The organism is Pseudomonas triticicola (assembly GCF_019145375.1).
Classification (GTDB): domain Bacteria; phylum Pseudomonadota; class Gammaproteobacteria; order Pseudomonadales; family Pseudomonadaceae; genus Aquipseudomonas; species Aquipseudomonas triticicola.
This window is the reverse complement of sequence record NZ_JAHSTX010000001.1, coordinates 729242-753014: the sequence shown is the minus strand read 5'-3', so window position 1 is coordinate 753014 and position 23773 is coordinate 729242. Positions and strand designations below refer to the sequence as shown.

Sequence of the window (23773 nt, the reverse complement as noted above, 5' to 3'; positions counted from 1 at the left end):
ACAACAACAAAAAGGAAGGTCAACCATGCTTCAATCCCGTCACCTGCTCTCCGGCCTCGGACTGTCCCTGATGATCGCTACCCTTTCCGCCAACGCGGCGGGCCTGACCGCCGAACACAAAGCCTTCGGCAAAACCAATGACGGCACGCCTGTCGAACAGTACATCCTGCGCAACAGCCACGGCATGCAAGCCACCGTGATTACCTACGGCGCGACCCTGCAAGCGCTGAAAGTCGCTGACAAACACGGCAAGTTCGACGACGTCGTCTTGGGTTTTGACGATGTGCAGGGCTATCAGAAAGGCACCGCGTACTTCGGCGCGACCATCGGCCGCTTCGGCAACCGTTTGGCCGAAGGTGCTTTCGAACTCGATGGCAAGCGCTATCAAGTGCCGCAGAACGACAAATCCAACGCCCTGCACGGCGGCCCCGAAGGTTTCGACAAGAAAGTCTGGAAGGCCAGGGAAACCAAGGACAAGGATTCGGTGGGCGTAACCCTTACCTACCTCTCGGCCGACGGCGAGATGGGTTTCCCGGGCAATCTGACCACCGAAGTCACCTATCGCCTGACCGACAACAACGAGCTGCGCATCGACTACAAGGCCAGCACCGACAAGCCGACCGTGCTCAACCTGACCAACCACAGCTACTTCAACCTGGCCGGTGCCGGCAATGGCGACATTCTCAAGCAAGTCGCCATGATCAACTCCAGCCATTACACCCCGGTCACCGCGAAACTGATCCCGACCGGGGAGCTGGCGCCTGTCGCCGGTACGCCGATGGACTTCAGCAAACCGACGGCGATCGGCACGCACATCAAGGCTGATCATCCGCAGCTGAAATTCGCCGAGCCGAAACAGGGCGGCTTCGATTTCAACTGGGCGCTGGACACCAAGGGCGATGTCAGCAAGCTCGCTACCGAAGTCAGCGACCCGCAATCCGGACGCGTCCTGCAACTGTTCACCAGCGAGCCGGGCGTGCAGTTCTACACCAGCAACTTCCTCGACGGCACGGTCAAGGGCAAGGGCGGCAAGGTCTATCCACACTGGGGCGCATTCACCCTCGAGACCCAGCACTACCCGGATTCGCCGAACCAGCCGGACTTCCCGAGCACGCGGCTTGATCCGGGGCAGACGTATACCCAAAGCGTGATCCTCAAGTTCTCCGCCAAGTAACCTGCCATGCTCCCCCTGTGGCGAGGGGATTCATCCCCGCTGGGCTGCGAAGCAGCCCCGATCCTGCAACACGCGCTGTATCAGACAGCGTTCTGTTGCAGGCTTTTGGGGCTGCTTCGCAGCCCAGCGGGGATAAATCCCCTCGCCACTAAATCCCCTCGCCACAATTGATCTGGGTTCATCCTTGGCTTCCTTCCGGGAACCCTTGCCCTATCCTGCTGCCCACTAAAGATATCGACTCTTTAAGCCAGGAGGTTTGAATGCGTACCCTTGAGTTGGCCGGCGTGCAGGTTCCCGTGATTGGCCAGGGCACCTGGCGCATGGGCGAGGATCGTTCGGCGCACAGCCGTGAAGTGGCTGCGCTGCGCAGCGGCATCGAGCTGGGCATGAGCCTGATCGACACTGCCGAGATGTACGGCGAGGGCGGTGCCGAAACGGTGGTCGGCGAAGCCATTGCCGGTCTGCGCGATCAAGTCTTTCTGGTCAGCAAGGTCTACCCGCACAACGCCAGCCGCCAGGGCATCCCGCAAGCCTGCGAGCGCAGTTTGCGTCGGCTCGGCACCGACTACATCGATCTGTATCTGCTGCACTGGCGCGGTCAGTATCCGCTGGAGGAAACCGTCGAAGCCTTCGAGCGTCTGCGCGAGGACGGAAAGATCGGCCGTTGGGGCGTGTCGAATTTCGATGTCGACGATCTCGAAGAACTGTCCAGCTCGGCCTGCGCCACCAATCAGGTGTTGTACAACCTCGAGGAGCGCGGCATCGAATTCGATCTGCTGCCGTGGTGCCAGCATCAGCGCCTGCCGTTGATGGCGTACTGTCCGATCGGCCAGGGCGGCGCGATGCTCGCCGAGCCGGTACTGCAAGACATTGCCAGTCGTTACAACGCCACCCCGGCGCAGATTTCACTGGCGTGGCTCCTGCGTCAGGACGGCGTGATTGCGATTCCCAAAGCTGTGCGCCCCGAGCATGTGCAACTCAATGCCGAGGCGGCCCAGTTGCAACTGGACGCCGGGGATCTGGCGGCGCTGGACAAAGTGTTCCCGGCGCCACAACGCAAGCAGCGCCTGGCCATGGTCTGAGCTGCCGACTGCGAGGGCTTCGCGATGAGAAGCACAGATCTGCAAGACCCGTACAACCTGCAACGTTTTGTCCAGGCACAGGATCCGGTGTTCGAACGGGTCCAGCGTGAACTCGAGACAGGCCGCAAGCGCAGCCACTGGATGTGGTTCGTCTTCCCGCAGTTCGCCGGATTGGGCGGCAGCGAAATGGCCCGCCGCTTCGCCATCGGTTCAGCCGAGGAAGCCCGGGCCTATCTGGTCCACGACCTGCTCGGGGCGCGGCTGCGCACCTGCACGCAACTGGTGCTGAATGTGCCGCAGCGCTCGATTGCAGAAATGTTTGGCCATCCCGATGACCTGAAATTTCATTCTTCGATGACCCTGTTCGCCCAGTTCAGCGCCGAGGACAGTCTGTTCCATCAGGCGCTGGAGCGGTACTTCCACGGCATTCTCGATGAATGGACGCTGCAACTGCTCGACTCAAAACAGGCCCAGTTGCCCACCGATCAGGGTTGAGAAGTCGTCGTCGACAAACGGCAGAATCGCATCCGCCACCGGTTGCAGCTGTCGCGTGATGTAGTGGTCGTAGTCGATGGCGGCGCGGCGTACCTCCAGCGGCTCCGGGCCGGCCAGGGTGATGACGTAGCTGATCCAGCCGCCGTTCTGATACTGCCGGGGCCGACCCTGCTCGGCGTTGTAGTCATCGGCGAGCCGCGCGGCGCGGACGTGCGGCGGTACGTTGCGTTCGTAGTCGTCGAGGGTGCGGCGCAGACGCTTGCGGTAGATCAGCCGATCGTCGAACTCGCCGGCGAGGGTCTTGCGCACGTAATCGCGCACATAATCCTGGTACGGCTTGCGCTGAAAGATCCGCTCATACAGTTCTTGCTGAAATTGCCGGGCCAGCAGCGACCAGTCGGTGCGCACGGTTTCCAGGCCTTTGTAGACCATTTCCTCGCTGCCATCGGCGCGGGTGACCAGACCGGCGTAGCGCTTCTTGCTGCCCTCCTCGGCGCCGCGAATCGTCGGCATCAGGAAGCGCTTGTAGTGAATCTCGAACTGCAATTCCAGCGCGCTTTCCAGCCCATATTCCTCGCGCACATGCGTGCGCCACCAATCGTTGACGTGCTTGACCAGCGCATGGCCGATCTGCGCTGCTTCATCCTGACCGTGCAGACTGCGCAGCCAGACGAAGGTTGAATCGGTGTCGCCGTAAATCACCGCATGGCCCTGCTCTTCGATTAACTGGCGGGTGCGCAGCATGATTTCGTGGCCCCGCAAGGTGATCGACGAGGCCAGCCGGGTATCGAAAAACCGGCAACCACTGGAGCCGAGCACACCGTAGAAGGCGTTCATGATGATTTTCAACGCCTGGGACAACGGCGCGTTGTGCTCACGCTTGGCGGTCTCGCGCCCTTCGGCCACTCGCGCCACGATGGACGGCAGACAATGCCGGGTGCGCGAGAAGCGTGCGCCACGAAAACCCGCTACCGAGTCGGCGTCGTCCGGGTGTTGCAGGCCCTCGATCAAGCCCACCGGGTCGATCAGAAAGGTGCGAATGATCGACGGGTAGAGGCTTTTGTAATCGAGGACCAACACCGATTCGTAAAGCCCCGGGCGTGAATCCATGACAAACCCGCCGGGGCTGGCCTGCGGTGGATTGGTGCCCAGATTGGGCGCAACGAAGCCCTGACGGTGCATCAACGGCATGTACAAATGGGTGAACGCGGCAACCGAACCGCCGCTGCGGTCGGCCGGCAGTCCGGTAACGCTGGCGCGTTCGAGCAAAAACGTCAGCAGTTCGGTCTTGGCGAAAATCCGCGTAACCAGCTCGCAGTCCTTGAGGTTGTATTTGGCCAGCGCCGGTTTGTCTTCGGCGAACATGCGGTTGATCTCGTCCATGCGCTGGTACGGGTTGTTGATCGCCTTGCCTTCGTCGAGCAGGGTCTGCGCGACGTTTTCCAGGCTGAACGAGGGAAAACTCCAGGTCGCCGAACGCAACGACTCGATACCATCGATGATCAGCCGCCCCGCTGCCGAGGCGAAGTAGTGATTGCGGCTGCCGTGCTCGCGCCACTGCATTTCTTCGCCGCCACGACCGATCTTCAGCGGCACGCCAAGACGCCGCGCATGTTCATGGAGGATGCGCAAATCGAACTGCACGACGTTCCAGCCAATGATCGCGTCAGGGTCGTGGCGGGCGAACCAGTCGTTGAGCTTCTTCAGAATGAGCGTGCGCGAATCGCAGTATTCGAGGTCGAAATCGACAATGCTGGCGTCGCCGTTCGGCGTGCCGAGCATGTACACCTGCCGCTCGCCACAGCCTTCCAGCGCGATGGAATACAGCTCGCCGTTTTCGGTAGTTTCGATGTCGAGTGAGACCAAGCGCAGTTTCGGCCGGTAAGTGGGGTCGGGTTTCAGTTGGGCGTTGATCAGTACGCCGTCAGCATCAGGCGTGCCGCCAAACAGCACCGGCGCGGTGATGAAGCGCTCCATCAGATAGCGTTCCGGTGGACGCACGTCGGCTTCAAAGACGTCGACGCCGGCGCGGTTGAGCGCGGTTTCGAGGCGCATCAACTGGCCGTGCTGCTGGCAATACAGACCGAGCACCGGACGATGCTGGAAATCGAGCAAGGCCAACGATCGCAGCTCCACATTCTTTTCATCGTGCAGCAGACGCTCGGCTGCTTCTCGCTGTGCGGCGGGAATAAATGCGACCGACGGCTGATGCGCCAGACGCACGCGGCGCGGCCCGGCGTCCGTCGCCAGCCAGAACTCGACTTCGGTGCCGGCCGGCGTATCGCGCCAATGCCGGGTCAGGACGAAGCCCTGCTGTAAATCCACCACTGCGACCTCAACGTTTCAATCAGAGCGCCATTCTACGCAGCATTTGTGGCTAGGGATTTATCCCCTTTGGCCTGCGCAGCAGGCCCTTTCATTAAAAGCGGGGCCGCTTCGCGGCCAGCGGGGATAAATCCCCTCGCCACAGATAAATCCCATCACCACAGATAAATCCTCTGCCAGAGATAAATACCCTTGTTACAGATAAAATCCCTTGGCCACAGATGCTTCATTTACCGATACAAAGATGTTTTTTCCGGCAAATGGCGTTTTTTGCACGCTAACTGCCGCTTTGCCACCTTGCTCTGCGCGGCTGCGTCTACGATGCTTGATGAACAACGACAACACCTGAGTAACCGCCATGAAGACCGTCGCCCAACTGCTCAAGCTCAAAGATCAGAAAAATCAGGAAGTGCACCAGATCAAACCCGATCACATGGTGCTCGAAGCGCTGATGAAGATGGCCGAGAAAAACGTCGGCGCCTTGCTGGTGGTCGAAGACGACAAAGTGGTCGGCATCATCAGCGAGCGTGACTATGCACGCAAACTGGTGCTGCACGGACGCTCTTCGGTCGGTACGCCAGTGCGCGACATCATGGTCAAGGACGTGATCACCGTCGACACCCGGCAAACCGTCGATACTTGCCTGGGCATCATGTCGGACAAACGCCTGCGCCACTTGCCGGTGGTCGAGGACGGCCAGTTGATCGGCCTGTTGTCGATCGGCGACCTGGTGAAGGAAGCGATTGCCGAACAGGCCGAGCTGATCAAACAGCTGGAGCAGTACATTCGCGGCGAATGAGCCCACCGCCGTGACCCCTTGTGAGAGCGAGCCTGCTCGCGAATGCGCCAGGTCAGTGATGATCGTTCCCACGCTCTGCGTGGGAATGCAGCCCGGGACGCTCCGCGTCCCTCTAAAGCCGAACGCGGAGCGTCCGTTGAGGCATTCCCACCCAGAGCGTGGGAACGATCTCGCCCGTCAGGCCGGCCAATGCCGCTCAAACACCGGTGCCAGCACCGGGTGCCGGTCGATCCTTTGCAGCCACGCATAAAAGCCCGGGCGGGTCTGGCGCAGGTGTTCGCGGCTGCCGGCCCAGCGGCTCACCACGGCCGCCAGCACATCCAGTGCGCCGGGCGTTTCATCATCCAGATACAGCTCCCCGGAAAACTGATCGGCAAACACCTCCCAACTGAAGTGCAAGCGCTGGCGCGTGCCGGCGATCAGATTTTGCCGTGCGCTCTCGTCGGGCGTGCTCAGCCAGCGCTCGGGGTAATCGATGATGCCGACCGCCGCGTAGCAATTGCTGACGATATAGGCGAGGCCGCGAATCGCCTGATCACGATCGGCAGCCTTGCTCGGCAGCAGGCCGGACTTGGGAAACGTCAGGCCCAGGTGAATCAGGATCGCCGCACTTTCGGTCATGGCGCTGCCGTCCGGCAGTTGCAGGGTCGGTATCTGTTTCAACGGATTGAGTTTGCCCAGCGCCTCGTCGGCCTCGGCGCTGGCTTCGGTATCAATGAAGCGATAGGCGATCTGGCACAACTCCAGTGCCGCCTCGATGGCAGCCGCGCCGGAATTCTTGTGCCCGTAGAGCTGGTACATGTCCGTTCCCCCGATAAGGCCTTTGCACAGGGTAGATGGCTGGCTGGCCTGACGTAGAAAATTCTGTCAATGAATCGTTCACGCCAGATGCAAAATCTTGTGGGAGCGAGCCTGCTCGCGAATGCGGTGCATCCGTCACATAAGTGCTGGCTGGCCCGACGCTTTCGTCGGAACGCCGCCCGGAGCAGGCTCGCTCCCACAGGTTTGATCGGTGGTGTTTGAAATTTATTTTTCCGGCACTGCATCCAATCGCCTCCGCCACGGGTAGTCCCTGTAACAGCCCACTCTGGTGCTGTCAGCGCCCTACCCTTTTCGGAGAATCATCGGATGAACATCACCCAGCTGATTGGCTTCACCGGTTTGCTCGCCTTCACCGCGACCACCTTCGCCCAGAGCAGTTATCCCGACGCGATCAAGGTGCCGGACGGGCACAAGATTGCCCTGGAAACCACCGGGGTTGGCGAGATCACCTACGAATGCCGCGACAAGCCCAATATGGCCGGGCAGACCGAATGGACCTTTGTCGGTCCGAAAGCGGTGCTCAATGATCGCAGCGGCAAACAGGTCGGCACCTATTTCGGCCCGCCAGCGACCTGGCAAGCCAAGGACGGTTCGAAAGTCACCGGCACGCAATTGGCCGTGGCACCGTCGAGCCCGGGCAACCTGCCCTATCAACTGGTCAAGGCCAATCCGGCCGAGGGCAAAGGCGCGATGACCGGGGTCAGCTATATCCAGCGTGTCGCGCTCAAGGGCGGCGTCGCGCCGGGCAGCGAGTGCACCATGGCAAACAAGGGCAAGCAGGAAGTGGTGAAGTACCAGGCGGATTATATTTTCTGGGCGGCGAACTGATATTCGGAAGCAGTGCACAATCCTGTGGGAGCGAGCCTGCTCGCGAAGACGGAGTGTCAGTCGCCTTATTACTTTCTGACCCACCGCATTCGCGAGCAGGCTCGCTCCCACTGGGAACAATGCATCTGGATGTTTGGGAAATGTGAGCTAGATTGCACCCCATGCCTTTACCCGAATCCGTTTTCGATTATGAAGCCCGCCTCGCCGCCTGTGCCCGGGGCGAGCGCGCGGCTTTGCGCGATTTGTATGTGCAGGAAGGCCCGCGCCTGCTCGGCGTGGCCAAGCGGCTGGTGCGCGATACGGCGCTGGCGGAGGACATTGTGCATGAGGCATTCATCAAGATCTGGCACGGCGCGGCCGGCTTCGACCCGGCGCGGGGTTCGGCGCGGGGCTGGATGTTCAGCGTGACCCGGCACCTGGCGTTGAATCAGTTGCGCAAGCAAAGTCGGGAAACGCCGTTCAGCGAAGAACATGAGTCAGCGGCGCCTGATGAGGCGGTCGATGTTCACTCGGCGCGCATTCATCGCTGCCTCGAGCAGCTGGAACCGCAGCGGCGCAGCTGCATCCTCCACGCCTACGTCGACGGTTACAGCCACGCGCAGATTTCCGCACGCCTCGACACGCCGCTGGGCACGGTCAAAGCGTGGATCAAGCGCAGCCTCAATGCTTTGCGGGAGTGCATGGGATGACCGGCGAATCAGCGCAGGAACGGGATGAACTGGCCGGCGAATACGTACTCGGGACCTTATCGTTCGAGCAGCGCATCGAGGTGCAACGGCGCCTGCCGAACGATCCCGAATTGCGTGCAGCGGTGGATGCCTGGGAGCGGCGTCTGCTGGAGCTGACCGATCTGGCCGAACCTCAGCAACCCTCGGCGCAGTTATGGCCGCGCATCGAGCGCAGTCTCGAACGGCTGACGGTGAAGAAACCACTGACTTCGTGGTGGAACCTGCTGCCACTGTGGCGCGGCTTGAGCGCGGCCGGGCTGGCGGCGACATTGATCCTCGGCACGATGCTTCTGACCCAGACTGCGCCGAAACCGAGTTATCTGGTGGTGCTGGTGGCGCCGCAGGACAAAGCGCCGGGCTGGGTGATTCAGGCGAGCAATGCGCGGGAGATCCAGTTGATCCCGTTAGGAGTGGTCGAGGTGCCGGCGGACAAGGCGCTGGAGTTCTGGACCAAGGCTGACGGCTGGTCGGGGCCGGTTTCATTGGGCTTGGTCAAGCCGGGGCAGGCGTTGTCGGTGCCGCTGGACAAACTGCCGCCGTTGCAGCCGAACCAGCTGTTTGAGCTGACGCTGGAAGGCGCCAACGGCTCACCGATCGGCAAACCGACCGGGCCGATTCAGGCGATCGGGCGTGCGGTAAAGGTGCTCTGAGGCTCTGCTACGCGGTTGTCCGCAACCATCAGCGACGTCGATGTTCACCATCACGGCAATGAAGTTCTCATAAAAAATCCCGGGCGTAACATCAGCTCCATACCAACCAACAACACCCCGGAGCACACCATCATGAAACGCCAGACTCTTCTCAGCATCGCTTTCTCGGTTTTCGCAGTTAACGCTTTCGCCGCCACCCCGGCGCACACCATGATCGCCGAAGGCGGTTCGGACAAGCTGATCGAAAGCCGTCTGGCCGAAGGTGGCTCGGATCGTCTGATCGAACGCCGCGTTGCCGAAGGTGGCTCGGATCGTCTGATCGAGCGCCGTGTAGCCGAAGGCGGTTCGGATCGTCTGATCGAACGTCGCGTTGCAGAAGGCGGTTCGGATCGTCTGATCGAACGTCGCGTTGCAGAAGGCGGTTCGGATCGTCTGATCGAACGTCGCGTTGCAGAAGGCGGTTCGGATCGTCTGATCGAACGTCGCGTTGCAGAAGGCGGTTCGGATCGTCTGATCGAACGTCGCGTTGCAGAAGGCGGTTCGGATCGTCTGATCGAACGTCGCGTTGCAGAAGGCGGTTCGGATCGTCTGATCGAACGTCGCGTTGCAGAAGGCGGTTCGGATCGTCTGATCGAACGCCGTGTTGCCTGATGCATGACTGCAAGCGCAACACCGCAGAGAAACCCGGCTCCCGCAGCCGGGTTTTTTATGTCTGCGTGTTTTATCCGGCCTTGGCCATGCAGCGTTTGTAGCGCTCGTCCACGCGCTTGGCGAACCAGGCTGTGGTGAGTTTGCGGGTGATCTTCGGACTCTGCAGCACAATCCCCGGCAATACCGCGCGCGGTAACGCCTTGCCTTCGGCCCGCTCCGCCAGTTCGAACACGCGCTGATAGAGTTTGCTCTCTTCGAATTCCAGGGTTTTGCCCTTCTCCAGTTGATCGCGAATCGTCGGGTTGCGCATGCCCAGCGACTTGCCGAGGGTGCGCACCGCCAGTTCAGTACTGCCGGGCATGATCGAGTCGTAGCGAATCAGGTCGCCGTCCAGGGTCAGCGGGATGCCGGAAGCGCGGCTCACCGCATTCTGAAACGCGGCATTGCGACTGGCGTACCAGCCGGCGTTGAAATCGGCGAAACGATACAACGGCTCGCGGTAATTCACCGGGTAACCGAGCAAATGGGCGATGCCGAAATACATGCCGCCGCGCCGGCTGAACACTTCACGACGAATCGTGCCGTCCACCGGGTACGGGTAATCCTTGGCGTGCTCCTCGGCGAATTCGATGCTGACCTGCATCGGCCCGCCGGTGTGCACCGGGTTAAAGCCGCCGAACAGCGTGCGGCCCATCGGCACCATGCCGATGAAGTCGTCGAAAATCGCGCTCAGCTCTTTTTCACTGCGCGCCGCATTCAGACGTTCGCTGTAGCTCTTGCCGTTGGGCGAGCGCACTTGCAGAGCGCCGCTGACCAGCAGGCTGGGGATGTGCACCTTGGCGGCGCGGCGATCGATTTCGTCGCGGGCGATCTTGCCCAGGCCGGGCACCGTCGGGTCAGCCTGGAAAGTGGACTCCTGCTCGGCCACGGCCAGTACCGAACACAGATTCTGCGTGGTGGTGCTGATGCCTTGTGCGGCAAACGCGGCGTAGATGTCCGTGGCCCAGCCCTGACGGTCGGCAGTTTTCGCCGGCAACAGCCGAACGATTTCCGCCTTCACTTCAGCCGGCGGACGCGGCGCCGGTTCGTTGCTGCGCTGGCTGGCGCAACCGGCGAGCAGCAGCACGGCGCCGAGGGCGATGATCAATCTTGAGGTGTACATGCACTTTTCCAATCCGTGAACCCGAAGCCACGATACACAATCCCCGTAGGAGCTGCCGCAGGCTGCGATCTTTTGATCTTGTTTTAAAAGACAAAATCAAAAGATCGTCCGATCGCGACCCATGCCTTCGGCAGCGCCTCCAAGGCTGATGACAAACTGATTGCAAAACGTTACTGCGAAACCCTATCATTCGCGCCTGGAGTCGCATTAGCGCAAGGAGTTCCGCGCCGCCCTTTTTTTTCATTGGCCGTTCGCCTCCAGGTATCCGACATGCCCGCTTCAGCTCGACTCGGCGCTCCATTTCGCCCGACTTTGCTTGCCCTGCTGTGCTCCCTGACCGTCACCGCTCACGCTGCTGAACAAAACAGCAAAGCGCTGGTGCTCGACGACGTCAACGTCAATGCCCAGGCCCCGACACCCAACGCCCTGCCCCCGGTCTACGCTGGCGGTCAGGTTGCGCGCGGCGGCCAGTTGGGCGTGCTCGGCAATCAGGACATGATGGACGTGCCGTTCAGCGCAGCGTCCTACACCGAGCAATTGATCCAGGATCAGCAGGCGGAAAACGTCGCCGACGTGCTGCTCAACGATTCTTCCGTGCGCCAGGCCTCGGGCTTCTCCAACCAGGCGCAGGTCTTCATGATTCGCGGCCTGCCGCTCAATGGCGATGATATTTCCTATAACGGCCTATACGGCGTATTGCCCCGGCAGATCATTTCCACCGATGCGCTGGAGCGCGTGGAAGTGTTCAAAGGCCCCAACGCTTTCATCAACGGCGTGACCCCGACCGGTTCCGGCATCGGCGGCGGCGTCAACCTGCAACCCAAGCGCGCCGGCGACGTGCCGCTGCGCCGTTACACCACCGACATCAACAGCGAAGGCCGCATCGGTCATCACTTCGACATCGGCCAGCGTTTCGGTGAAGACAACCGCTTCGGCGCGCGGGTCAACCTGTCGCAGCGCGAAGGCGACACCGGTATCGATCACGAGAACCAGCGCTCGAAACTGTTCGCCATCGGTCTGGATTATCGCGGCGATGCGCTGCGGGTTTCCGGCGACTTTGCCTATCAGAAGGAACGCGTCAACGGTGGCCGCAGCTCGGTCAACCTCGGCACCGCCACGCACATCCCGGATGCGCCATCGGCGGACACCAACTACGCGCCGAAATGGGGTTACACCGACATCGAAGACACCTTCGGCATGCTCCGCGCCGAGTACGACCTCAACGACAACTGGACCGCCTACGCCGCCGGTGGCGCCAAGCACACCCGTGAAGTCGGCCGCTACAACTCGACCACGCTGGTTGGCAACAGCGGCGCCTCGTTCACCACCGGCTCGTTCGTCCCGCATGACGAGGACAACACCAGCGTCATGGCCGGTCTCAACGGCAAATTCAACACTGGCCCGGTCAGCCACAAGCTGAATTTCGGCCTGACCGGGATCTGGGCCGAGCAGCGCAGTGCCTATGACTTCGACCTGACCCGCTACTCGAACAACATCTATCACCCGATCACTCCTCCGGCACCGGTCGGCAATTTCTCTGGCGGCGATCTCAACGATCCAGGCATCGTCGGCAAGACCTTCAACCGCAGCGTGGCAATTTCCGACACCCTCGGTTTCTTCGATGATCGCCTGCTGGTCACGGCCGGTCTGCGTCGTCAGCAACTGGTGGTGCAGGGTTACAGCTACGCCAGCTACGGCAGCGGCCCGCGTTCGTCGAGCTACGACGAATCGATCACCACGCCGGTGTACGGCATCGTGTTCAAGCCGTGGGAGCATGTGTCGTTCTACGCCAACCATATCGAAGGCCTGGCCCAAGGGCCGACTTCGCCGACCAGCTCTGGCGGTTTCCGCGTGACCAACGGCAACGAGGTTTACGCACCGAAGCGCTCCAAGCAGACCGAGCTCGGCGTTAAGGTCGACATGGGCACCTACGGCGCGAGCCTGGGCGTTTATCGCATCGAACAGCCAAGCGACGGCTACTGCGAAATCAACAGCGCTACCACTTGCACCTACGTGCGCGAAGGCGAGCAGATCAACAAAGGCGTGGAGATGAACGTCTTCGGCGAGCCGATCGACGGCCTGCGCCTGATCAGCGGCCTGACCCTGATGGACACCGAACTGAAAAATACCCTCAACGGCGCCAACGACGGTAACCACGCCATCGGCGTGCCGACCTTCCAGTTCAACGCTGGCGTGGATTGGGACGTGCCGGGTCTGCAAGGCGTCGCGCTGAATGCGCGGATGCTGCGCACCGGCGGGCAATACGCCGATGCGGCGAACAACCTCAGCCTGCCGACCTGGAACCGCTTCGACGCGGGCGCGCGCTATGCGTTCAAGGTGTCGGAGAAGGACGTGACCGTGCGGTTCGGTGTTGAGAACGTGGCGAACAAGAAGTACTGGGAATCGGCTCAGGGCGGCTATCTGACCCAAGGTGAACCGCGAGTGGCGAAGTTGTCCGGGACGATTGATTTCTGACTGCTGAAAAGATCAAAAGCCCCTCACCCTAACCCTCTCCCAGAGGGAGAGGGGACTGACCGAGATGTTCTTTCGAATTACGCCGACCTGAAATATCCAGTCGAACTCAGGACTTGAAAAGCCCCCGATCGGCTCCCTCTCCCTCGGGAGAGGGCTGGGGTGAGGGGTTTTCAGCCGTGCAGCCCATTTCCAGGTATGCGCAAAACAGCCGCCCTGTCCCGTCTGGCCGACCACACTGGCCACCCTCTCCCGCTGATCCATACTTGCTGCACCGCCACAAAAGGACAGCCCCATGAACCGCAGCGACGTGCTGATCATCGGCGCCGGCCCGACCGGTCTGGTCCTGGCGCTGTGGCTGAGCAAACTCGGCGTGCGCGTGCGCATCATCGACAAGACCTCGGCGCCAGGCTCCACTTCCCGCGCTCTGGCCGTGCAGGCACGCACCCTCGAGCTGTATCGCCAACTCGACCTCGCCGACACCATCGTGCGTCGCGGCCATCAGGTCGCGGCGGCGAATTTCTGGGTCAACGGCAAACCGGTCGCGCACTTGCCGCTCAAGCGCATCGGCGAAGGCCTGACACCCTACGCCGTCGTCGAGATCTTCCCGCAGGACGAGCACGAACGGCTGTTGCTCGAGCGCCTCGAAGACTACGGCGTCAGCGTCGAACGCAATACCGCGCTGGACAGTTTCGAAGAAACCGCCGACACCATTACCGCTCGTCTGCGCCTGCCCGATGGCCAGCAGGAAGCCTGCCAAGCCTGTTATCTGGCCGGTTGCGACGGTGCTCGTTCGGTGGTGCGCAAAACCCTCGACACCGACTTCACCGGTGGCACCTATCAGCAGATTTTCTACGTCGCTGATGTCACGGCCAGCGGCCCGGCACTGAATGGCGAGCTGCATCTGGATCTGGACGAAGCGGATTTTCTTGCGGTATTCCCACTGGCCGGCGAAGGCCGTGCGCGGCTGATCGGCACGGTGCGTGATGAACGCGCCGAGCGTGCCGACACCTTGCAGTTTTCCGACGTCAGCAGCCGCGCTATCGAGCACCTGAAAGTGCATATCGAAGACGTGCACTGGTTCTCCACTTATCGCGTGCATCACCGGGTGGCCGAGCACTTTCGCAGCGGCCGGGCGTTTCTGCTCGGCGATGCCGCCCATGTGCACAGCCCAGCCGGTGGGCAGGGCATGAACACCGGCATCGGCGATGCGATCAATCTGGCGTGGAAACTTGCAGCAGTGCTCAGCGGTGGCGCCGAACCGAGACTGCTCGACACCTACGAAACCGAGCGCATCGCCTTCGCTCGCCGGCTGGTGTCCACCACTGACAAGGTGTTCAGTTTCGTCACTGCCGAAGGGCGTATGGCAGACCTGTTACGGATGCGCGTGGCGCCGTTTCTGATTCCGAAAATGGCTGGATTCGAGGCCAGTCGCGAGTTCCTGTTTCGCACGGTCTCGCAAGTCACCCTCAACTATCGCGGCATGCCGCTCAGCCAGGGTGAAGCAGGCCATGTGCACGGCGGTGACCGCTTGCCGTGGGCGCATGATGGCGAAGGGGATAATTTCGAACCGCTACGGCAGCCGTGCTGGCAAGTGCATGTCTATGGCGACACCAGCGACGAAATGATCGCCTGGTGCGCCGAACACCACTTGCCGCTGCACGTCTTCGGCTGGCGCCCGGCGTTCGAAACGGCGGGTTTGGGGCGCAACGGGTTTTACCTGCTGCGGCCGGATACCTATGTGGCGATTGCCGATAACAGCGCCGATCCGAAGGTGATCGAACGCTACTTCCGCGATCACGGCATTCGGCCGTTCTTCAACTGACACACCAAAAATTAAAATGTGGGAGCGAGCCTGCTCGCGAAGGCGGTATCTCGGCCAACATGGATGTCGGCTGACATATCGCTTTCGCGAGCAGGCTCGCTCCCACAGGAGGACAAGGTGTTGCTTAGATCCCGGCGAGCGCCAGATCCATCGCAAAGTAAGTAAAGATCAGATCCGCCCCCGCACGCTTGATCGCGCCTAGGCTTTCGCGGACCACGCGATCCTCATCGATCGCTCCGGCCTGGGCGCCGAACTTGATCATCGCGTACTCGCCGCTGACCTGATACGCCGCTAGTGGCAGGTTCGAGGCCTGGCGGATGTCGCGGATGATGTCGAGGTAGGCGCCGGCCGGTTTGACCATCAGCGCATCGGCACCTTCCTGCTCGTCGAGCAGCGATTCACGCAGGGCTTCGCGGCGGTTCATCGGGTTCATCTGATAGCTTTTGCGATCGCCCTTGAGCGCGCTGCCGCCGGCCTCGCGGAACGGACCGTACAGCGCTGAGGCGAATTTGGTCGAGTAGGCCATGATCGGAATCTGGGTGAAGCCGGCGGCGTCGAGCGCCTGACGAATCGCGCGCACCTGTCCATCCATTGCTGCCGACGGTGCGATCACGTCAGCCCCGGCGCGGGCGGCCGCTACGGCTTGCTTGCCGAGATTGATCAGGGTCTGGTCGTTGTCGACCTCGTGGTTGTGCATCACGCCGCAATGGCCGTGATCGGTGTACTCGCAGAAGCAGGTGTCGGACATCACGATCATTTCCGGCACGGCGTCCTTGGCAATGCGCGACATGCGCGACACCAGACCGTCTTCGCGCCAGGTGTCGCTGCCGTTGGCATCGAGATGATGGGACACGCCAAAGGTCATCACCGACTTGATGCCGGCACGGGCATAGCGCTCGATTTCGCTGGCCAGTTTGCGCTCGGGAATGCGCTGCACGCCGGGCATGCTGGTGATCGGCACGAAGTCGTCGATGTCTTCCTCGACGAAGATCGGCAGGACCAGATCATTCAGGCTGAACTCGGTTTCCTGGAACAGACTGCGCAGGCTCGCATTGCGGCGCAGACGGCGGGGACGTGCTTCGGGGAACTGACTGGACATGGGGCCTTTCCTGAAAACAGCGGATGAGACGAAAGTCGTAGGGGGCGAAGCTTATGCCTTGCGGCGGGTGCGGGACAAACCTGGATCAATCAAGAGAGCGTTACCGGGCTTGTAATAATCCTGCTGCTGATCGCGCATTTCCCCCTGTGGGAGCGAGCCTGCTCGCGAATGCGCTGGATCAGACACGAAAATGGTGTCTGATACGAAGCTTTCGCGAGCAGGCTCGCTCCCACAGAGGCGACTGTGTTGTGTCAGGACGGGATGGTCAGGCCACGAATGACCGCCGGGCGCGCGAGAAACCGCTCCAGCACCCGCGTGACATTGGGGAAACTCTGAATCCCGACCAGATCCCCGGCCTCATAGAAACCAAGCAGATTGCGCACCCACGGGAACGTAGCGATGTCGGCGATGGTGTAGCGCTCACCCATGATCCAGTCGCGGCCTTCGAGGCGAGTGTTGAGCACGTTCAGCAGGCGTTTGCTCTCTTCGACATAACGATCACGCGGACGCTTGTCCTCGTAATCCTTGCCGGCGAATTTATTGAAGAAACCGAGCTGGCCGAACATCGGGCCAACGCCGCCCATCTGCCACATCAGCCACTGGACGGTCTCGTAGCGCAGCGCGCCTTCCTGAGCGAGCAACTGGCCGCTTTTGTCGGCCAGATAAATCAGGATGGCGCCGGATTCGAACAACGGCAGCGGCTGGTCTTCCGGGCCATGCGGGTCGAGGATCGCCGGAATCTTGTTGTTCGGGTTCAGCGAGAGAAATTCCGCCGAGGTCTGGTCGTTGGTGTCGAAACCGACGCGGTGCGGCTCATACGGCAGGCCAATCTCTTCGAGCATGATCGACACTTTGACGCCGTTGGGGGTCGGCAGGGAGTAGAGCTGAATCCAGTCCGGGTACTGCGCCGGCCATTTCTGAGTAATCGGGAATGCAGACAGATCGGTCATTGGAAGCATCCAGTCACAAATTGAAAACCGATCATAAAGTAGGCCCGCCGCTGCGCCTACACGAACCGTAACATCCTGTCGCTAACCTGCCTGCATGCCCGCAAAGGTTGCCGTTAGAGTGCTGCGCAATGGCCCGGATCGAACCAAACGGGCATTACAGGACTCTGAGCTATGCCTTTCTCGCAGAGGAAGCTGTTCACGACAGGGAAACACCCGGTGCTGGGAGCCCGCGGTGCCAAGGTTTGTCAGCCTTAACCGATTTGCTGAAGAACCTTCAAATTGATGACGAACCTGATGAGTTTCGCCAAACGCTTCAAACATCGCGCGTACGTGGCCCTGCCCTCCCTGCTGGCAGTCAGCGCGCTGTTTCTGTCCCTCGAATCCAGCGAAAGCCGCGCACAACCGGCGGACGGCACGCAGACGCTGGTGTTCCTGCGCCACGCGGAAAAGCCCGAAGGCGGCCTCGGCCAGCTCAACTGCCAGGGCCTGAACCGCGCCATCGACCTGTCGACGCTGCTGCCGGAAAAATTCGGCAAGGCTGACTACGTGTTCGCCGCCAACCCGACGCGCAACGTCGAGGAAGGCGAGCTGGACAATTCCTACAGCTACATTCGTCCGCTGATGACCATCAGCCCGGCCGCGATCAAGCTCGGCCTGCCGGTGAACATCGAGTTCTCCGCCAACGACACCAGCGATCTGGCCCGCGAGCTGCTGGACGAGAAGTACCACAACTCGACGATCTACACCGCCTGGTCTCACGGCTACCTGCCGGAGCTGATCAACAAGGTCGCCGGCAACGCAGTGGGCGAGCGGCAGAAGATCACCGATGACTGGGCCGGCGATGACTTCGACTCGCTGTATGTGCTGACCCTGAAGTGGCACAACGGCAAGGCCAGTCTGCAGAGCCACAGCTACAAGCAGGGGCTGGATAACGGCAAGGACACTTGCCCGACCTGATTTTTGTAGCGCCTGACCTTGCGTCTTCGCGAGCAGGCTCGCTCCCACAGGGGAACGCATTTCAACTGTGGGAGCGAGCCTGCTCGCGAAGAGGCCAGTCGCTTGCGCCTCAAGCCTTCTGACTCACCCTCGCACGCAAATACTCGATTACCGCCCCCCGCTCCCCGGCAAACTCGATCCGCCCGCCCTTCTTCTCGCGCTGGAACACATACATCGGGTCGTAATACTCACGCAGCAAGCCCTGGATCCAGCCGCGATGCAGGTCCACCGCGCCGCTGCGGCCCTGCTCGGCCAGCGCCTGCTCCATCAACACCAGCATCCGCGAATGGCGCTCGCCGCCGAGGCGTTTCTGTACGTTGTTGAGACTCTCCAGCAGACGTTCGGAGAACAAGGCAAAACCGTTTTCACCGTGTACCGAGGCGAACTCCGCCGACAGATCGATGACGTAATCACGCAGGATCCGTTCGACGCGATCCTCGAAACGATCTTCCAGCCAGACCATCGGGTACTGCTGCATGCCCTGATACAGCGGCAGTGGCAAGGCGCAACTGCCGACCACGCGGCTCTCGTCTTCGAGCACAAACTGCTCGATCCCGGCATCGCGTTTCTTCAGAAAGTCGATGGCCAGGCGATTCTCGAAATCGATGTTCGACGGCTGCCCGGTGGCACGTTTGCCGAAACTGGAGCCGCGATGGTTGGCGTGGCCTTCCAGATCGACACCGTTGCGCAACTGCACCAGCACTTCGGTCTTGCCGGTACCGGTCATGCCGCCGAGCAAAACAAAATCACACTGCGCGATGGCTTGCTCAAGGGTGTCGATCAAAAAACTGCGCATCGCCTTGTAGCCGCCGCCGACGCGCGGATAGTCGATGCCCGCCTCGTCGCGCAGCCACTGCTGGGTGATCTGCGAGCGCAAGCCACCGCGAAAACAATACAAATAACCATCGGGATGAGCCCGGGCGAAGTCGGCCCAGGCCTGGATGCGCTCGGCCTTGACCGAGCCGGACACCAGTTGGTGGCCCAGCTCGATCGCCGCCTGCTGGCCATGCTGCTTGTAGCAGGTGCCGATCTTCTGCCGTTCCAGATCGTTCATCAGCGGCAGATTGACCACGCCGGGAAACGCGCCTTTGTGAAACTCGACCGGCGCGCGGGCATCCATCATTGGTCGGTCGTTGAGGAAAATGTCGCGGTAGTCGGTGCAGTCGCGGAGCATCAAATCACCTCGACCGCGTTCGTCTGTCGCTCAACCAGTTCGCCGATCGGCGCAAGGTTCAGGCCCAGTTCGGCGGCGACGCCGAGGAACTCGTCATTGCCTTCAGGCGTGACCGCAATCAGCAGACCGCCGCTGGTTTGCGGATCGCACAGCACGCGTTTGTGCAACTCCTGCACGCGGCCGACCTTGCTCGAATAGCTGTCGAAGTTGCGCAGCGTACCGCCCGGCACGCAGCCCTGATCGAGGTAGTACTCGACGCTGTCCAGACGCGGCACGCGGTCATAGGCGATGCGCGCGGTCAACTGGCTGCCGTCGGCCATTTCCACCAAGTGCCCGAGCAGGCCGAAACCGGTGACATCGGTCATCGCGGTGACGCCGGCGAGTTTGCCGAAGCGGCTGCCGGGCTTGTTCAGGGTGCACATCCAGTCGCGGGCCACACCGACGTCGGCGGCGCGCAACTTGCCCTTCTTTTCCGCGGTGGTGAGGATGCCGATGCCCAACGGTTTGGTCAGGTACAACAGGCAACCGGCGGTAGCAGTGTCGTTGCGTTTCATGTGGCGTTTTTCCACCAGACCGGTGACGGCGAGGCCGAAGATCGGCTCCGGCGCATCGATCGAATGCCCGCCCGCCAGTGGAATGCCCGCCGCGTCGCACACCGAGCGACCGCCACGAATCACTTCCCGCGCCACTTCCGGCGCCAGCACATTCACCGGCCAGCCGAGGATCGCGATCGCCATCAACGGATCGCCACCCATCGCGTAGATGTCGCTGATTGCGTTGGTTGCGGCGATTCGGCCGAAGTCGAACGGGTCATCGACAATCGGCATGAAAAAATCGGTGGTCGACACCACACCACGCTCGGCATCGATCGCATACACCGCCGCGTCATCACGCGAGGCGTTGCCGACCCAGAGTTTCGGATCGAGGTTCTGTGCGCCGCTGCCGGCGAGGATCACTTCCAGCACCTGCGGGGAAATCTTGCAGCCACAACCGGCGCCATGGCTGTATTGGGTCAGACGAATCGGCTCGCTCATGGGAGAGTCTCTGGCAATGAATGGGGCGGATTCTAGCAGAGCGCGAGCGCGCAGATTTTTGTGCTGACCGAGCGGCCCTTTCGCGAGCGGGCTCGCTCCCACATTTGTAGCGTGATTTCCTGTGGGAGCTAGCCCGCTCGCGAAAGCGGAGTGTCAGTCGCCGACTGTTTAAATGATACACCGCCATCGCGAGCAGGCTCGCTCCCACAGGGGTTTGCGTGAGTCAGGGCAGCAAAATGATCTTGTCGCCACCGCCCTGGTTGACCTCTGCATAGCGCGCCGGCCCTTCAGACAGCGGCACCTCAACCAGGCCCTGCGGCAGCGGCAAGCGATCCTCATCGAAGAACCGCCCGAACTGCTCGAGCATCGCCGCGCACGCCTCAACGCCGTACAACAAGGAGTTGATCCCGACCACCGAACCGCCCTTGCGATACAGCGCCAGCGCCGGCAATTGCACGTGGCCGTCGACCGGCGCGGCGATGATGGCGATGCGGCCGAAGGTGGCCAGTGCCGCCACCGAGGCCGGCAGCCAGAAACCGGTGGTGTCGAAGATCACGTCGGCGCCGCCGCGATACACCGCGTTGACCTGGGCACCGAGGTCTTCAGGCTTATCCAGTTGAATCGTCTGATAGCCCTGCTGCTGCAGATCCGCGACCTGCTCGGGCCGGCGCGCCGCCGCCAGCAATTGCGCGCCGCGTACTTTTGCCAGGGCCAAAGCCGCGGTGGCCACTGCCCCGCCGCCGATCACCAGCAAGTGCGTATCGGCGCTGACCAGGCTGCGTTCCAGCGCATCCCACGCCGTGGTGTACGGCACGCCAAGGCTGGCCGCCTGAGCAAAACTCAAATGCGCCGGTTTGTGCGCCACGCCGCTGGCCGGCAATTTGACGAATTGCGCATGGGCGCCGTCGGCGAAGAAGCCCAGCTCGCGCCCGGTACCCCAGACTTCCTGACCGATCAGTGCTTGCGGCCCCTCGACCAGCACCCCGGCAAAATCCCGCCCCGGAACCCGTGGCAGTGTGGTGTAAGGAAAACGCCCAAGGACGTTTTTCACATCGCTGGGGTTGAGCCCGGCAGCCTTAATCTGCACCAACACTTCATCGGCGCCGGGCACCGGGGTCGGGACGTCGACGAAACGCAGGGAAGACAGGTCGCCGGTCTGATCGAATTGCAACGCTTTCATGGGCACATCCATCGAAAGGAAAAAGGGAAATTCAGGACAACCAGCCAGCGACCAGTTGCCGGCCCAGCGGCCACAACTGCTCACCGGCCAACATGCCGAGCAGACCGACCAGCGCGATCGCCGGTGGTGCGGGAGAACGGAAGTCGAGCGCGCCGTAGAGCAGGCCGACGCCCAGGCCGATGGCCAGAGAAATGAGGTAGTTCATGGAGGAACTCCGCCGCGATAAGTGATGGGCAGAGTCTAGGGAAACGGGCGGAGCGGTATCGGCCAAGGACTTCTGAATTTCGGACAAACCTTCTGCAGCCGCCATAGAACCGTGTGGGAGCGAGCCTGCTCGCGAATGCGGTCTTCCAGTCAGCACTTCATTGCCTGGTGCAAAGCTTTCGCGAGCAGGCTCGCTCCCACCGGGATCTGTTCAAGTTGCCGAGAATTGCGAAGGCGCCACCCCCAGCTCTCGGCGAAACATGTCGCTGAAGCTGCTCGGTGAATAACCCAGTTCGCGAGCAATGACGCTCACCGCCACGCCCTGAATCAACGCTGCCACCGCCGTCGCCAACTGCACCTGCCGTCGCCATTCGGCGAAGCCCATGCCGAGGCTGTCCTTGAACAACCGCGCCAGCGTACGCACACTGGCCCCGGCGTTCTGCGCATGCTGCTCGAACGGAATCTCCAGCGACGGCGCGGCCATCACGGCCTGACACAGATTCATCAGACGCCGGTCGGACTCGTCCGGCAGCGGAATCTTCAGTTGCGAACGCCTGGCCCGGCGCAGCTCCAGCAACGCCAGCCCGACCAGTGCATCGTAATACTCAGCCTCGCCGGCATCGCCCTGCGCCACCAGCCCGACGATCAACTCGCGCAGCAACCCGCCGACCTCGATCACCTGCACCGTCGCATCCAGGGTCGCCGCCAGCGCCGGGCGCAGGTAGATATTGCGCATCTGCAAATCCGACACCACACGAATCCCGTGCGGCACTCCCGGCGGCAACCACACCGCCCGCTGCGGCGGCACCACCAGCGCTTCGTGCGGGGTTTCCACCCACATCACCCCGCTCATCGCATACAGCAACTGCCCCCAGACATGCTCGTGCGGCTCGATGAACAAGCCACGAGGGTAGGTCCGCGCCAGCGGTTGCACGGGCACATCGGTGTCGGTCAGATCAGGGGGCGCGGCGAGGGCCATGGCGAGCGTTCACAGGGGGTTGGCGAAGCCACCATGGTAACCAGCACGCCCCGCCCTCGCCAACGATAGCTACCGTCGGACAATCCGAATGAATTTTCCCGGCACAGCGCGATCCGTTTAATACCACAGGGAGGAATACGGGCTTTATGAACAACGCAAAACTTTACGTCATCGACTACACACTGCATGGCACCCCCAAGTCGTTCATTATCCGCTCGGACAAAATGGACAACGCCGAAGCCTGGCATTGGGCAAGCTGCGACGCGGGCGTGGGTCGCATCCCGCGCTTCGGCCGCGAGAAAGTACAAAAGACCAGCAAACCGATGGCAGAAAAATTCGGCCTGGAAAACGTCACCTGGCGCCAGACCAACTGACCCCACCGCCTTCACCGCAGGCTTGGCAATCGACAGGGGGAATCGACCGATGACCGACACTTATCACCCGGCCCGACTGGACTACGGCCTGACCACCTTCTTCGGCCAGATCACCAAAACGGTGAATTGCGCAGTCGCACTGGAAACGGTCGCGGATGACCCTTATCGCTTCACCTTGTGCGTCCAGGCACCGGTACCGGAAGACCTCGACCAAGCGAAGATTGTCGTGGTCAAGGTTGAAGGGCGAACACTGCAAGGCACGGTGAGGCACTTTGAGCGACAGGAAGACGACAGTCTGAAAATGGAAGTGGAGCCTGATTAGGCTCCACTTTTTTTTGCCCCGCTTATTTCGGATGAGCGCAACCGCAACCCTTCATCGCACACTCTTCACCGCCCTTGTGGTGATGAGCGCAAGCCTCGCAGCAATAGTGTTTGCGGTGCACAGCGTAGGAATGTTCGCCTTCTTTGATCGTGCAGTTGCAGCCCGGGCAGTCGCATTTTTTGTCGGACATGGGACAGACTCCTTGCGTGGTGGTTGTCTGAGGCTTGCGAGCAAGCCATAAGGGACAGTGTAGAAGGTGGTGTTGCAGGCTGGGTCATTGATGAGAGATTGAGCGACCGGAAGATGGCTTTCGCGAGCAAGCTCGCTCCAACAGAACAACTGCGCGCAGCACAGACCTGCGCAAAAATCAAAAGCCCCTCACCCTAGCCCTCTCCCGGAGGGAGAGGGAACTGACCGAGATGATTGCGAGAAACCCGCCGACGTGGAA

General features: G+C 61.5%; 25 protein-coding genes. 13 read left to right on the top strand and 12 right to left on the bottom strand.

The annotated features are described in order from the left end of the window. Nucleotides 1-25 precede the first annotated feature (25 nt). The 3 genes from KVG85_RS03425 (at nucleotide 26) to KVG85_RS03415 (ending at nucleotide 2751) form a co-directional block, all read left to right on the top strand. A complete protein-coding gene (locus KVG85_RS03425; protein WP_217862976.1) occupies nucleotides 26-1174 on the top strand; it encodes an aldose epimerase family protein in 1149 nt (382 codons plus the stop codon). 260 nt (nucleotides 1175-1434) lie between these two features. After that, nucleotides 1435-2256, top strand: a complete 822-nt coding sequence (locus tag KVG85_RS03420) for an aldo/keto reductase (protein ID WP_217862975.1) — start codon at nucleotides 1435-1437, stop codon at nucleotides 2254-2256. A 24-nt stretch (nucleotides 2257-2280) separates the two neighbouring features. Then, nucleotides 2281-2751: a DUF1810 domain-containing protein gene (locus KVG85_RS03415; RefSeq protein ID WP_217862974.1), complete on the top strand. Its 471-nt coding sequence runs from the start codon at nucleotides 2281-2283 to the stop codon at nucleotides 2749-2751. Here KVG85_RS03415 and KVG85_RS03410 read toward each other — a convergent pair. Further along, nucleotides 2716-5076, bottom strand: coding sequence for a DNA polymerase II (locus KVG85_RS03410; RefSeq protein WP_217862973.1), 2361 nt, complete (start codon nucleotides 5074-5076; stop codon nucleotides 2716-2718). The genes KVG85_RS03415 and KVG85_RS03410 overlap by 36 nt on opposite strands. A gap of 195 nt (nucleotides 5077-5271) precedes the next feature. Continuing rightward, nucleotides 5272-5412, bottom strand: coding sequence for a hypothetical protein (locus KVG85_RS03405; protein ID WP_217862972.1), 141 nt, complete (start codon nucleotides 5410-5412; stop codon nucleotides 5272-5274). Between the two features lie 22 nt (nucleotides 5413-5434). Here KVG85_RS03405 and KVG85_RS03400 point away from each other — a divergent pair, with 22 nt between their 5' ends. Beyond that, entirely contained in the window at nucleotides 5435-5875 is a 441-nt protein-coding gene (locus tag KVG85_RS03400; RefSeq protein ID WP_016775372.1) for a CBS domain-containing protein, read from the top strand. Between the two features lie 177 nt (nucleotides 5876-6052). Here KVG85_RS03400 and KVG85_RS03395 read toward each other — a convergent pair whose 3' ends face one another. Then, nucleotides 6053-6676 carry a glutathione S-transferase N-terminal domain-containing protein gene (locus KVG85_RS03395; protein ID WP_073471360.1) on the bottom strand — a complete coding sequence of 208 codons (624 nt, stop codon included), beginning with the start codon at nucleotides 6674-6676 and terminating at the stop codon, nucleotides 6053-6055. Between the two features lie 327 nt (nucleotides 6677-7003). On the opposite strand from KVG85_RS03395, the gene KVG85_RS03390 reads away from it, so the two are divergent. The 4 genes from KVG85_RS03390 (at nucleotide 7004) to KVG85_RS03375 (ending at nucleotide 9554) form a co-directional block, all read left to right on the top strand. Next, complete coding sequence (locus KVG85_RS03390) at nucleotides 7004-7525, top strand: DUF3455 domain-containing protein (protein WP_016775383.1); 522 nt, start codon at nucleotides 7004-7006, stop codon at nucleotides 7523-7525. Between the two features lie 161 nt (nucleotides 7526-7686). Beyond that, the gene (locus tag KVG85_RS03385) at nucleotides 7687-8214 is read left to right on the top strand and encodes a sigma-70 family RNA polymerase sigma factor (RefSeq protein ID WP_038861889.1); all 528 of its coding nucleotides are present in this window, start codon (nucleotides 7687-7689) and stop codon (nucleotides 8212-8214) included. Next, nucleotides 8211-8903, top strand: a complete 693-nt coding sequence (locus KVG85_RS03380; RefSeq protein ID WP_016775384.1) for an anti-sigma factor — start codon at nucleotides 8211-8213, stop codon at nucleotides 8901-8903. Before KVG85_RS03385 ends, KVG85_RS03380 begins: the two co-directional genes overlap by 4 nt. Nucleotides 8904-9035: 132 nt before the next feature. Next, nucleotides 9036-9554 (top strand): phage infection protein, encoded by a 519-nt coding sequence (locus KVG85_RS03375; protein WP_217862971.1) that lies wholly within the window; start codon nucleotides 9036-9038, stop codon nucleotides 9552-9554. A gap of 70 nt (nucleotides 9555-9624) precedes the next feature. On the opposite strand, the gene KVG85_RS03370 is transcribed toward KVG85_RS03375, so the two are convergent. Beyond that, nucleotides 9625-10716 (bottom strand): DUF1615 domain-containing protein, encoded by a 1092-nt coding sequence (locus KVG85_RS03370; RefSeq protein WP_217862970.1) that lies wholly within the window; start codon nucleotides 10714-10716, stop codon nucleotides 9625-9627. 270 nt (nucleotides 10717-10986) lie between these two features. Here KVG85_RS03370 and KVG85_RS03365 point away from each other — a divergent pair, with 270 nt between their 5' ends. Continuing rightward, a complete protein-coding gene (locus tag KVG85_RS03365; RefSeq protein ID WP_122611214.1) occupies nucleotides 10987-13191 on the top strand; it encodes a TonB-dependent receptor in 2205 nt (734 codons plus the stop codon). Between the two features lie 292 nt (nucleotides 13192-13483). Further along, nucleotides 13484-15013 carry an FAD-dependent oxidoreductase gene (locus tag KVG85_RS03360; RefSeq protein WP_217862969.1) on the top strand — a complete coding sequence of 510 codons (1530 nt, stop codon included), beginning with the start codon at nucleotides 13484-13486 and terminating at the stop codon, nucleotides 15011-15013. A gap of 124 nt (nucleotides 15014-15137) precedes the next feature. Here the strand turns inward: KVG85_RS03360 and hemB are convergent, their stop codons facing one another. Beyond that, nucleotides 15138-16112: a porphobilinogen synthase gene (hemB, locus tag KVG85_RS03355; RefSeq protein WP_016775388.1), complete on the bottom strand. Its 975-nt coding sequence runs from the start codon at nucleotides 16110-16112 to the stop codon at nucleotides 15138-15140. Nucleotides 16113-16363: 251 nt separating this feature from the next. Next, a complete protein-coding gene (locus KVG85_RS03350) occupies nucleotides 16364-17062 on the bottom strand; it encodes a glutathione binding-like protein (protein WP_217862968.1) in 699 nt (232 codons plus the stop codon). A 282-nt stretch (nucleotides 17063-17344) separates the two neighbouring features. On the opposite strand from KVG85_RS03350, the gene KVG85_RS03345 reads away from it, so the two are divergent. Next, nucleotides 17345-18019, top strand: coding sequence for a hypothetical protein (locus KVG85_RS03345; RefSeq protein ID WP_039763430.1), 675 nt, complete (start codon nucleotides 17345-17347; stop codon nucleotides 18017-18019). 109 nt (nucleotides 18020-18128) lie between these two features. Here KVG85_RS03345 and mnmH read toward each other — a convergent pair whose 3' ends face one another. The 5 genes from mnmH to KVG85_RS03320 all read right to left on the bottom strand — a co-directional run bounded on the left by mnmH (nucleotide 18129) and on the right by KVG85_RS03320 (nucleotide 22629). Next, nucleotides 18129-19232: a tRNA 2-selenouridine(34) synthase MnmH gene (gene mnmH / locus KVG85_RS03340; protein WP_217862967.1), complete on the bottom strand. Its 1104-nt coding sequence runs from the start codon at nucleotides 19230-19232 to the stop codon at nucleotides 18129-18131. Then, nucleotides 19232-20266 carry a selenide, water dikinase SelD gene (selD, locus tag KVG85_RS03335; protein WP_024013506.1) on the bottom strand — a complete coding sequence of 345 codons (1035 nt, stop codon included), beginning with the start codon at nucleotides 20264-20266 and terminating at the stop codon, nucleotides 19232-19234. Before selD ends, mnmH begins: the two co-directional genes overlap by 1 nt. 223 nt (nucleotides 20267-20489) lie before the next feature. Beyond that, nucleotides 20490-21446: a quinone oxidoreductase family protein gene (locus tag KVG85_RS03330; RefSeq protein ID WP_217862966.1), complete on the bottom strand. Its 957-nt coding sequence runs from the start codon at nucleotides 21444-21446 to the stop codon at nucleotides 20490-20492. Between the two features lie 31 nt (nucleotides 21447-21477). Further along, nucleotides 21478-21651: a DUF1427 family protein gene (locus tag KVG85_RS03325; RefSeq protein WP_073471384.1), complete on the bottom strand. Its 174-nt coding sequence runs from the start codon at nucleotides 21649-21651 to the stop codon at nucleotides 21478-21480. Nucleotides 21652-21861: 210 nt separating this feature from the next. Then, nucleotides 21862-22629 (bottom strand): AraC family transcriptional regulator, encoded by a 768-nt coding sequence (locus KVG85_RS03320; RefSeq protein WP_217862965.1) that lies wholly within the window; start codon nucleotides 22627-22629, stop codon nucleotides 21862-21864. Nucleotides 22630-22775: 146 nt separating this feature from the next. On the opposite strand from KVG85_RS03320, the gene KVG85_RS03315 reads away from it, so the two are divergent. Continuing rightward, nucleotides 22776-23003: a DUF6555 family protein gene (locus KVG85_RS03315; protein ID WP_016775403.1), complete on the top strand. Its 228-nt coding sequence runs from the start codon at nucleotides 22776-22778 to the stop codon at nucleotides 23001-23003. Between the two features lie 49 nt (nucleotides 23004-23052). After that, nucleotides 23053-23325: a hypothetical protein gene (locus KVG85_RS03310; RefSeq protein ID WP_110646947.1), complete on the top strand. Its 273-nt coding sequence runs from the start codon at nucleotides 23053-23055 to the stop codon at nucleotides 23323-23325. Between the two features lie 22 nt (nucleotides 23326-23347). On the opposite strand, the gene KVG85_RS03305 is transcribed toward KVG85_RS03310, so the two are convergent. Continuing rightward, a complete protein-coding gene (locus tag KVG85_RS03305; RefSeq protein WP_217862964.1) occupies nucleotides 23348-23515 on the bottom strand; it encodes a metallothionein in 168 nt (55 codons plus the stop codon). Between the last annotated feature and the right edge of the window lie 258 nt (nucleotides 23516-23773).

Coding starts and splice junctions, on each gene's coding strand:
- KVG85_RS03380 (WP_016775384.1), top strand. CDS start 8,211: ATGACCGGCGAATCAGCGCAGGAACGGGATGAACTGGCCGGCGAATAC.
- KVG85_RS03400 (WP_016775372.1), top strand. CDS start 5,435: ATGAAGACCGTCGCCCAACTGCTCAAGCTCAAAGATCAGAAAAATCAG.
- KVG85_RS03315 (WP_016775403.1), top strand. CDS start 22,776: ATGAACAACGCAAAACTTTACGTCATCGACTACACACTGCATGGCACC.
- KVG85_RS03420 (WP_217862975.1), top strand. CDS start 1,435: ATGCGTACCCTTGAGTTGGCCGGCGTGCAGGTTCCCGTGATTGGCCAG.
- KVG85_RS03360 (WP_217862969.1), top strand. CDS start 13,484: ATGAACCGCAGCGACGTGCTGATCATCGGCGCCGGCCCGACCGGTCTG.
- KVG85_RS03385 (WP_038861889.1), top strand. CDS start 7,687: ATGCCTTTACCCGAATCCGTTTTCGATTATGAAGCCCGCCTCGCCGCC.
- KVG85_RS03330 (WP_217862966.1), bottom strand. CDS start 21,446: ATGAAAGCGTTGCAATTCGATCAGACCGGCGACCTGTCTTCCCTGCGT.
- mnmH (WP_217862967.1), bottom strand. CDS start 19,232: ATGCTCCGCGACTGCACCGACTACCGCGACATTTTCCTCAACGACCGA.
- KVG85_RS03390 (WP_016775383.1), top strand. CDS start 7,004: ATGAACATCACCCAGCTGATTGGCTTCACCGGTTTGCTCGCCTTCACC.
- KVG85_RS03310 (WP_110646947.1), top strand. CDS start 23,053: ATGACCGACACTTATCACCCGGCCCGACTGGACTACGGCCTGACCACC.
- KVG85_RS03325 (WP_073471384.1), bottom strand. CDS start 21,651: ATGAACTACCTCATTTCTCTGGCCATCGGCCTGGGCGTCGGCCTGCTC.
- KVG85_RS03305 (WP_217862964.1), bottom strand. CDS start 23,515: ATGTCCGACAAAAAATGCGACTGCCCGGGCTGCAACTGCACGATCAAA.
- KVG85_RS03320 (WP_217862965.1), bottom strand. CDS start 22,629: ATGGCCCTCGCCGCGCCCCCTGATCTGACCGACACCGATGTGCCCGTG.
- KVG85_RS03370 (WP_217862970.1), bottom strand. CDS start 10,716: ATGTACACCTCAAGATTGATCATCGCCCTCGGCGCCGTGCTGCTGCTC.
- KVG85_RS03425 (WP_217862976.1), top strand. CDS start 26: ATGCTTCAATCCCGTCACCTGCTCTCCGGCCTCGGACTGTCCCTGATG.
- KVG85_RS03345 (WP_039763430.1), top strand. CDS start 17,345: ATGACGAACCTGATGAGTTTCGCCAAACGCTTCAAACATCGCGCGTAC.
- KVG85_RS03350 (WP_217862968.1), bottom strand. CDS start 17,062: ATGACCGATCTGTCTGCATTCCCGATTACTCAGAAATGGCCGGCGCAG.
- KVG85_RS03395 (WP_073471360.1), bottom strand. CDS start 6,676: ATGTACCAGCTCTACGGGCACAAGAATTCCGGCGCGGCTGCCATCGAG.
- hemB (WP_016775388.1), bottom strand. CDS start 16,112: ATGTCCAGTCAGTTCCCCGAAGCACGTCCCCGCCGTCTGCGCCGCAAT.
- KVG85_RS03365 (WP_122611214.1), top strand. CDS start 10,987: ATGCCCGCTTCAGCTCGACTCGGCGCTCCATTTCGCCCGACTTTGCTT.
- selD (WP_024013506.1), bottom strand. CDS start 20,266: ATGAGCGAGCCGATTCGTCTGACCCAATACAGCCATGGCGCCGGTTGT.
- KVG85_RS03375 (WP_217862971.1), top strand. CDS start 9,036: ATGAAACGCCAGACTCTTCTCAGCATCGCTTTCTCGGTTTTCGCAGTT.
- KVG85_RS03415 (WP_217862974.1), top strand. CDS start 2,281: ATGAGAAGCACAGATCTGCAAGACCCGTACAACCTGCAACGTTTTGTC.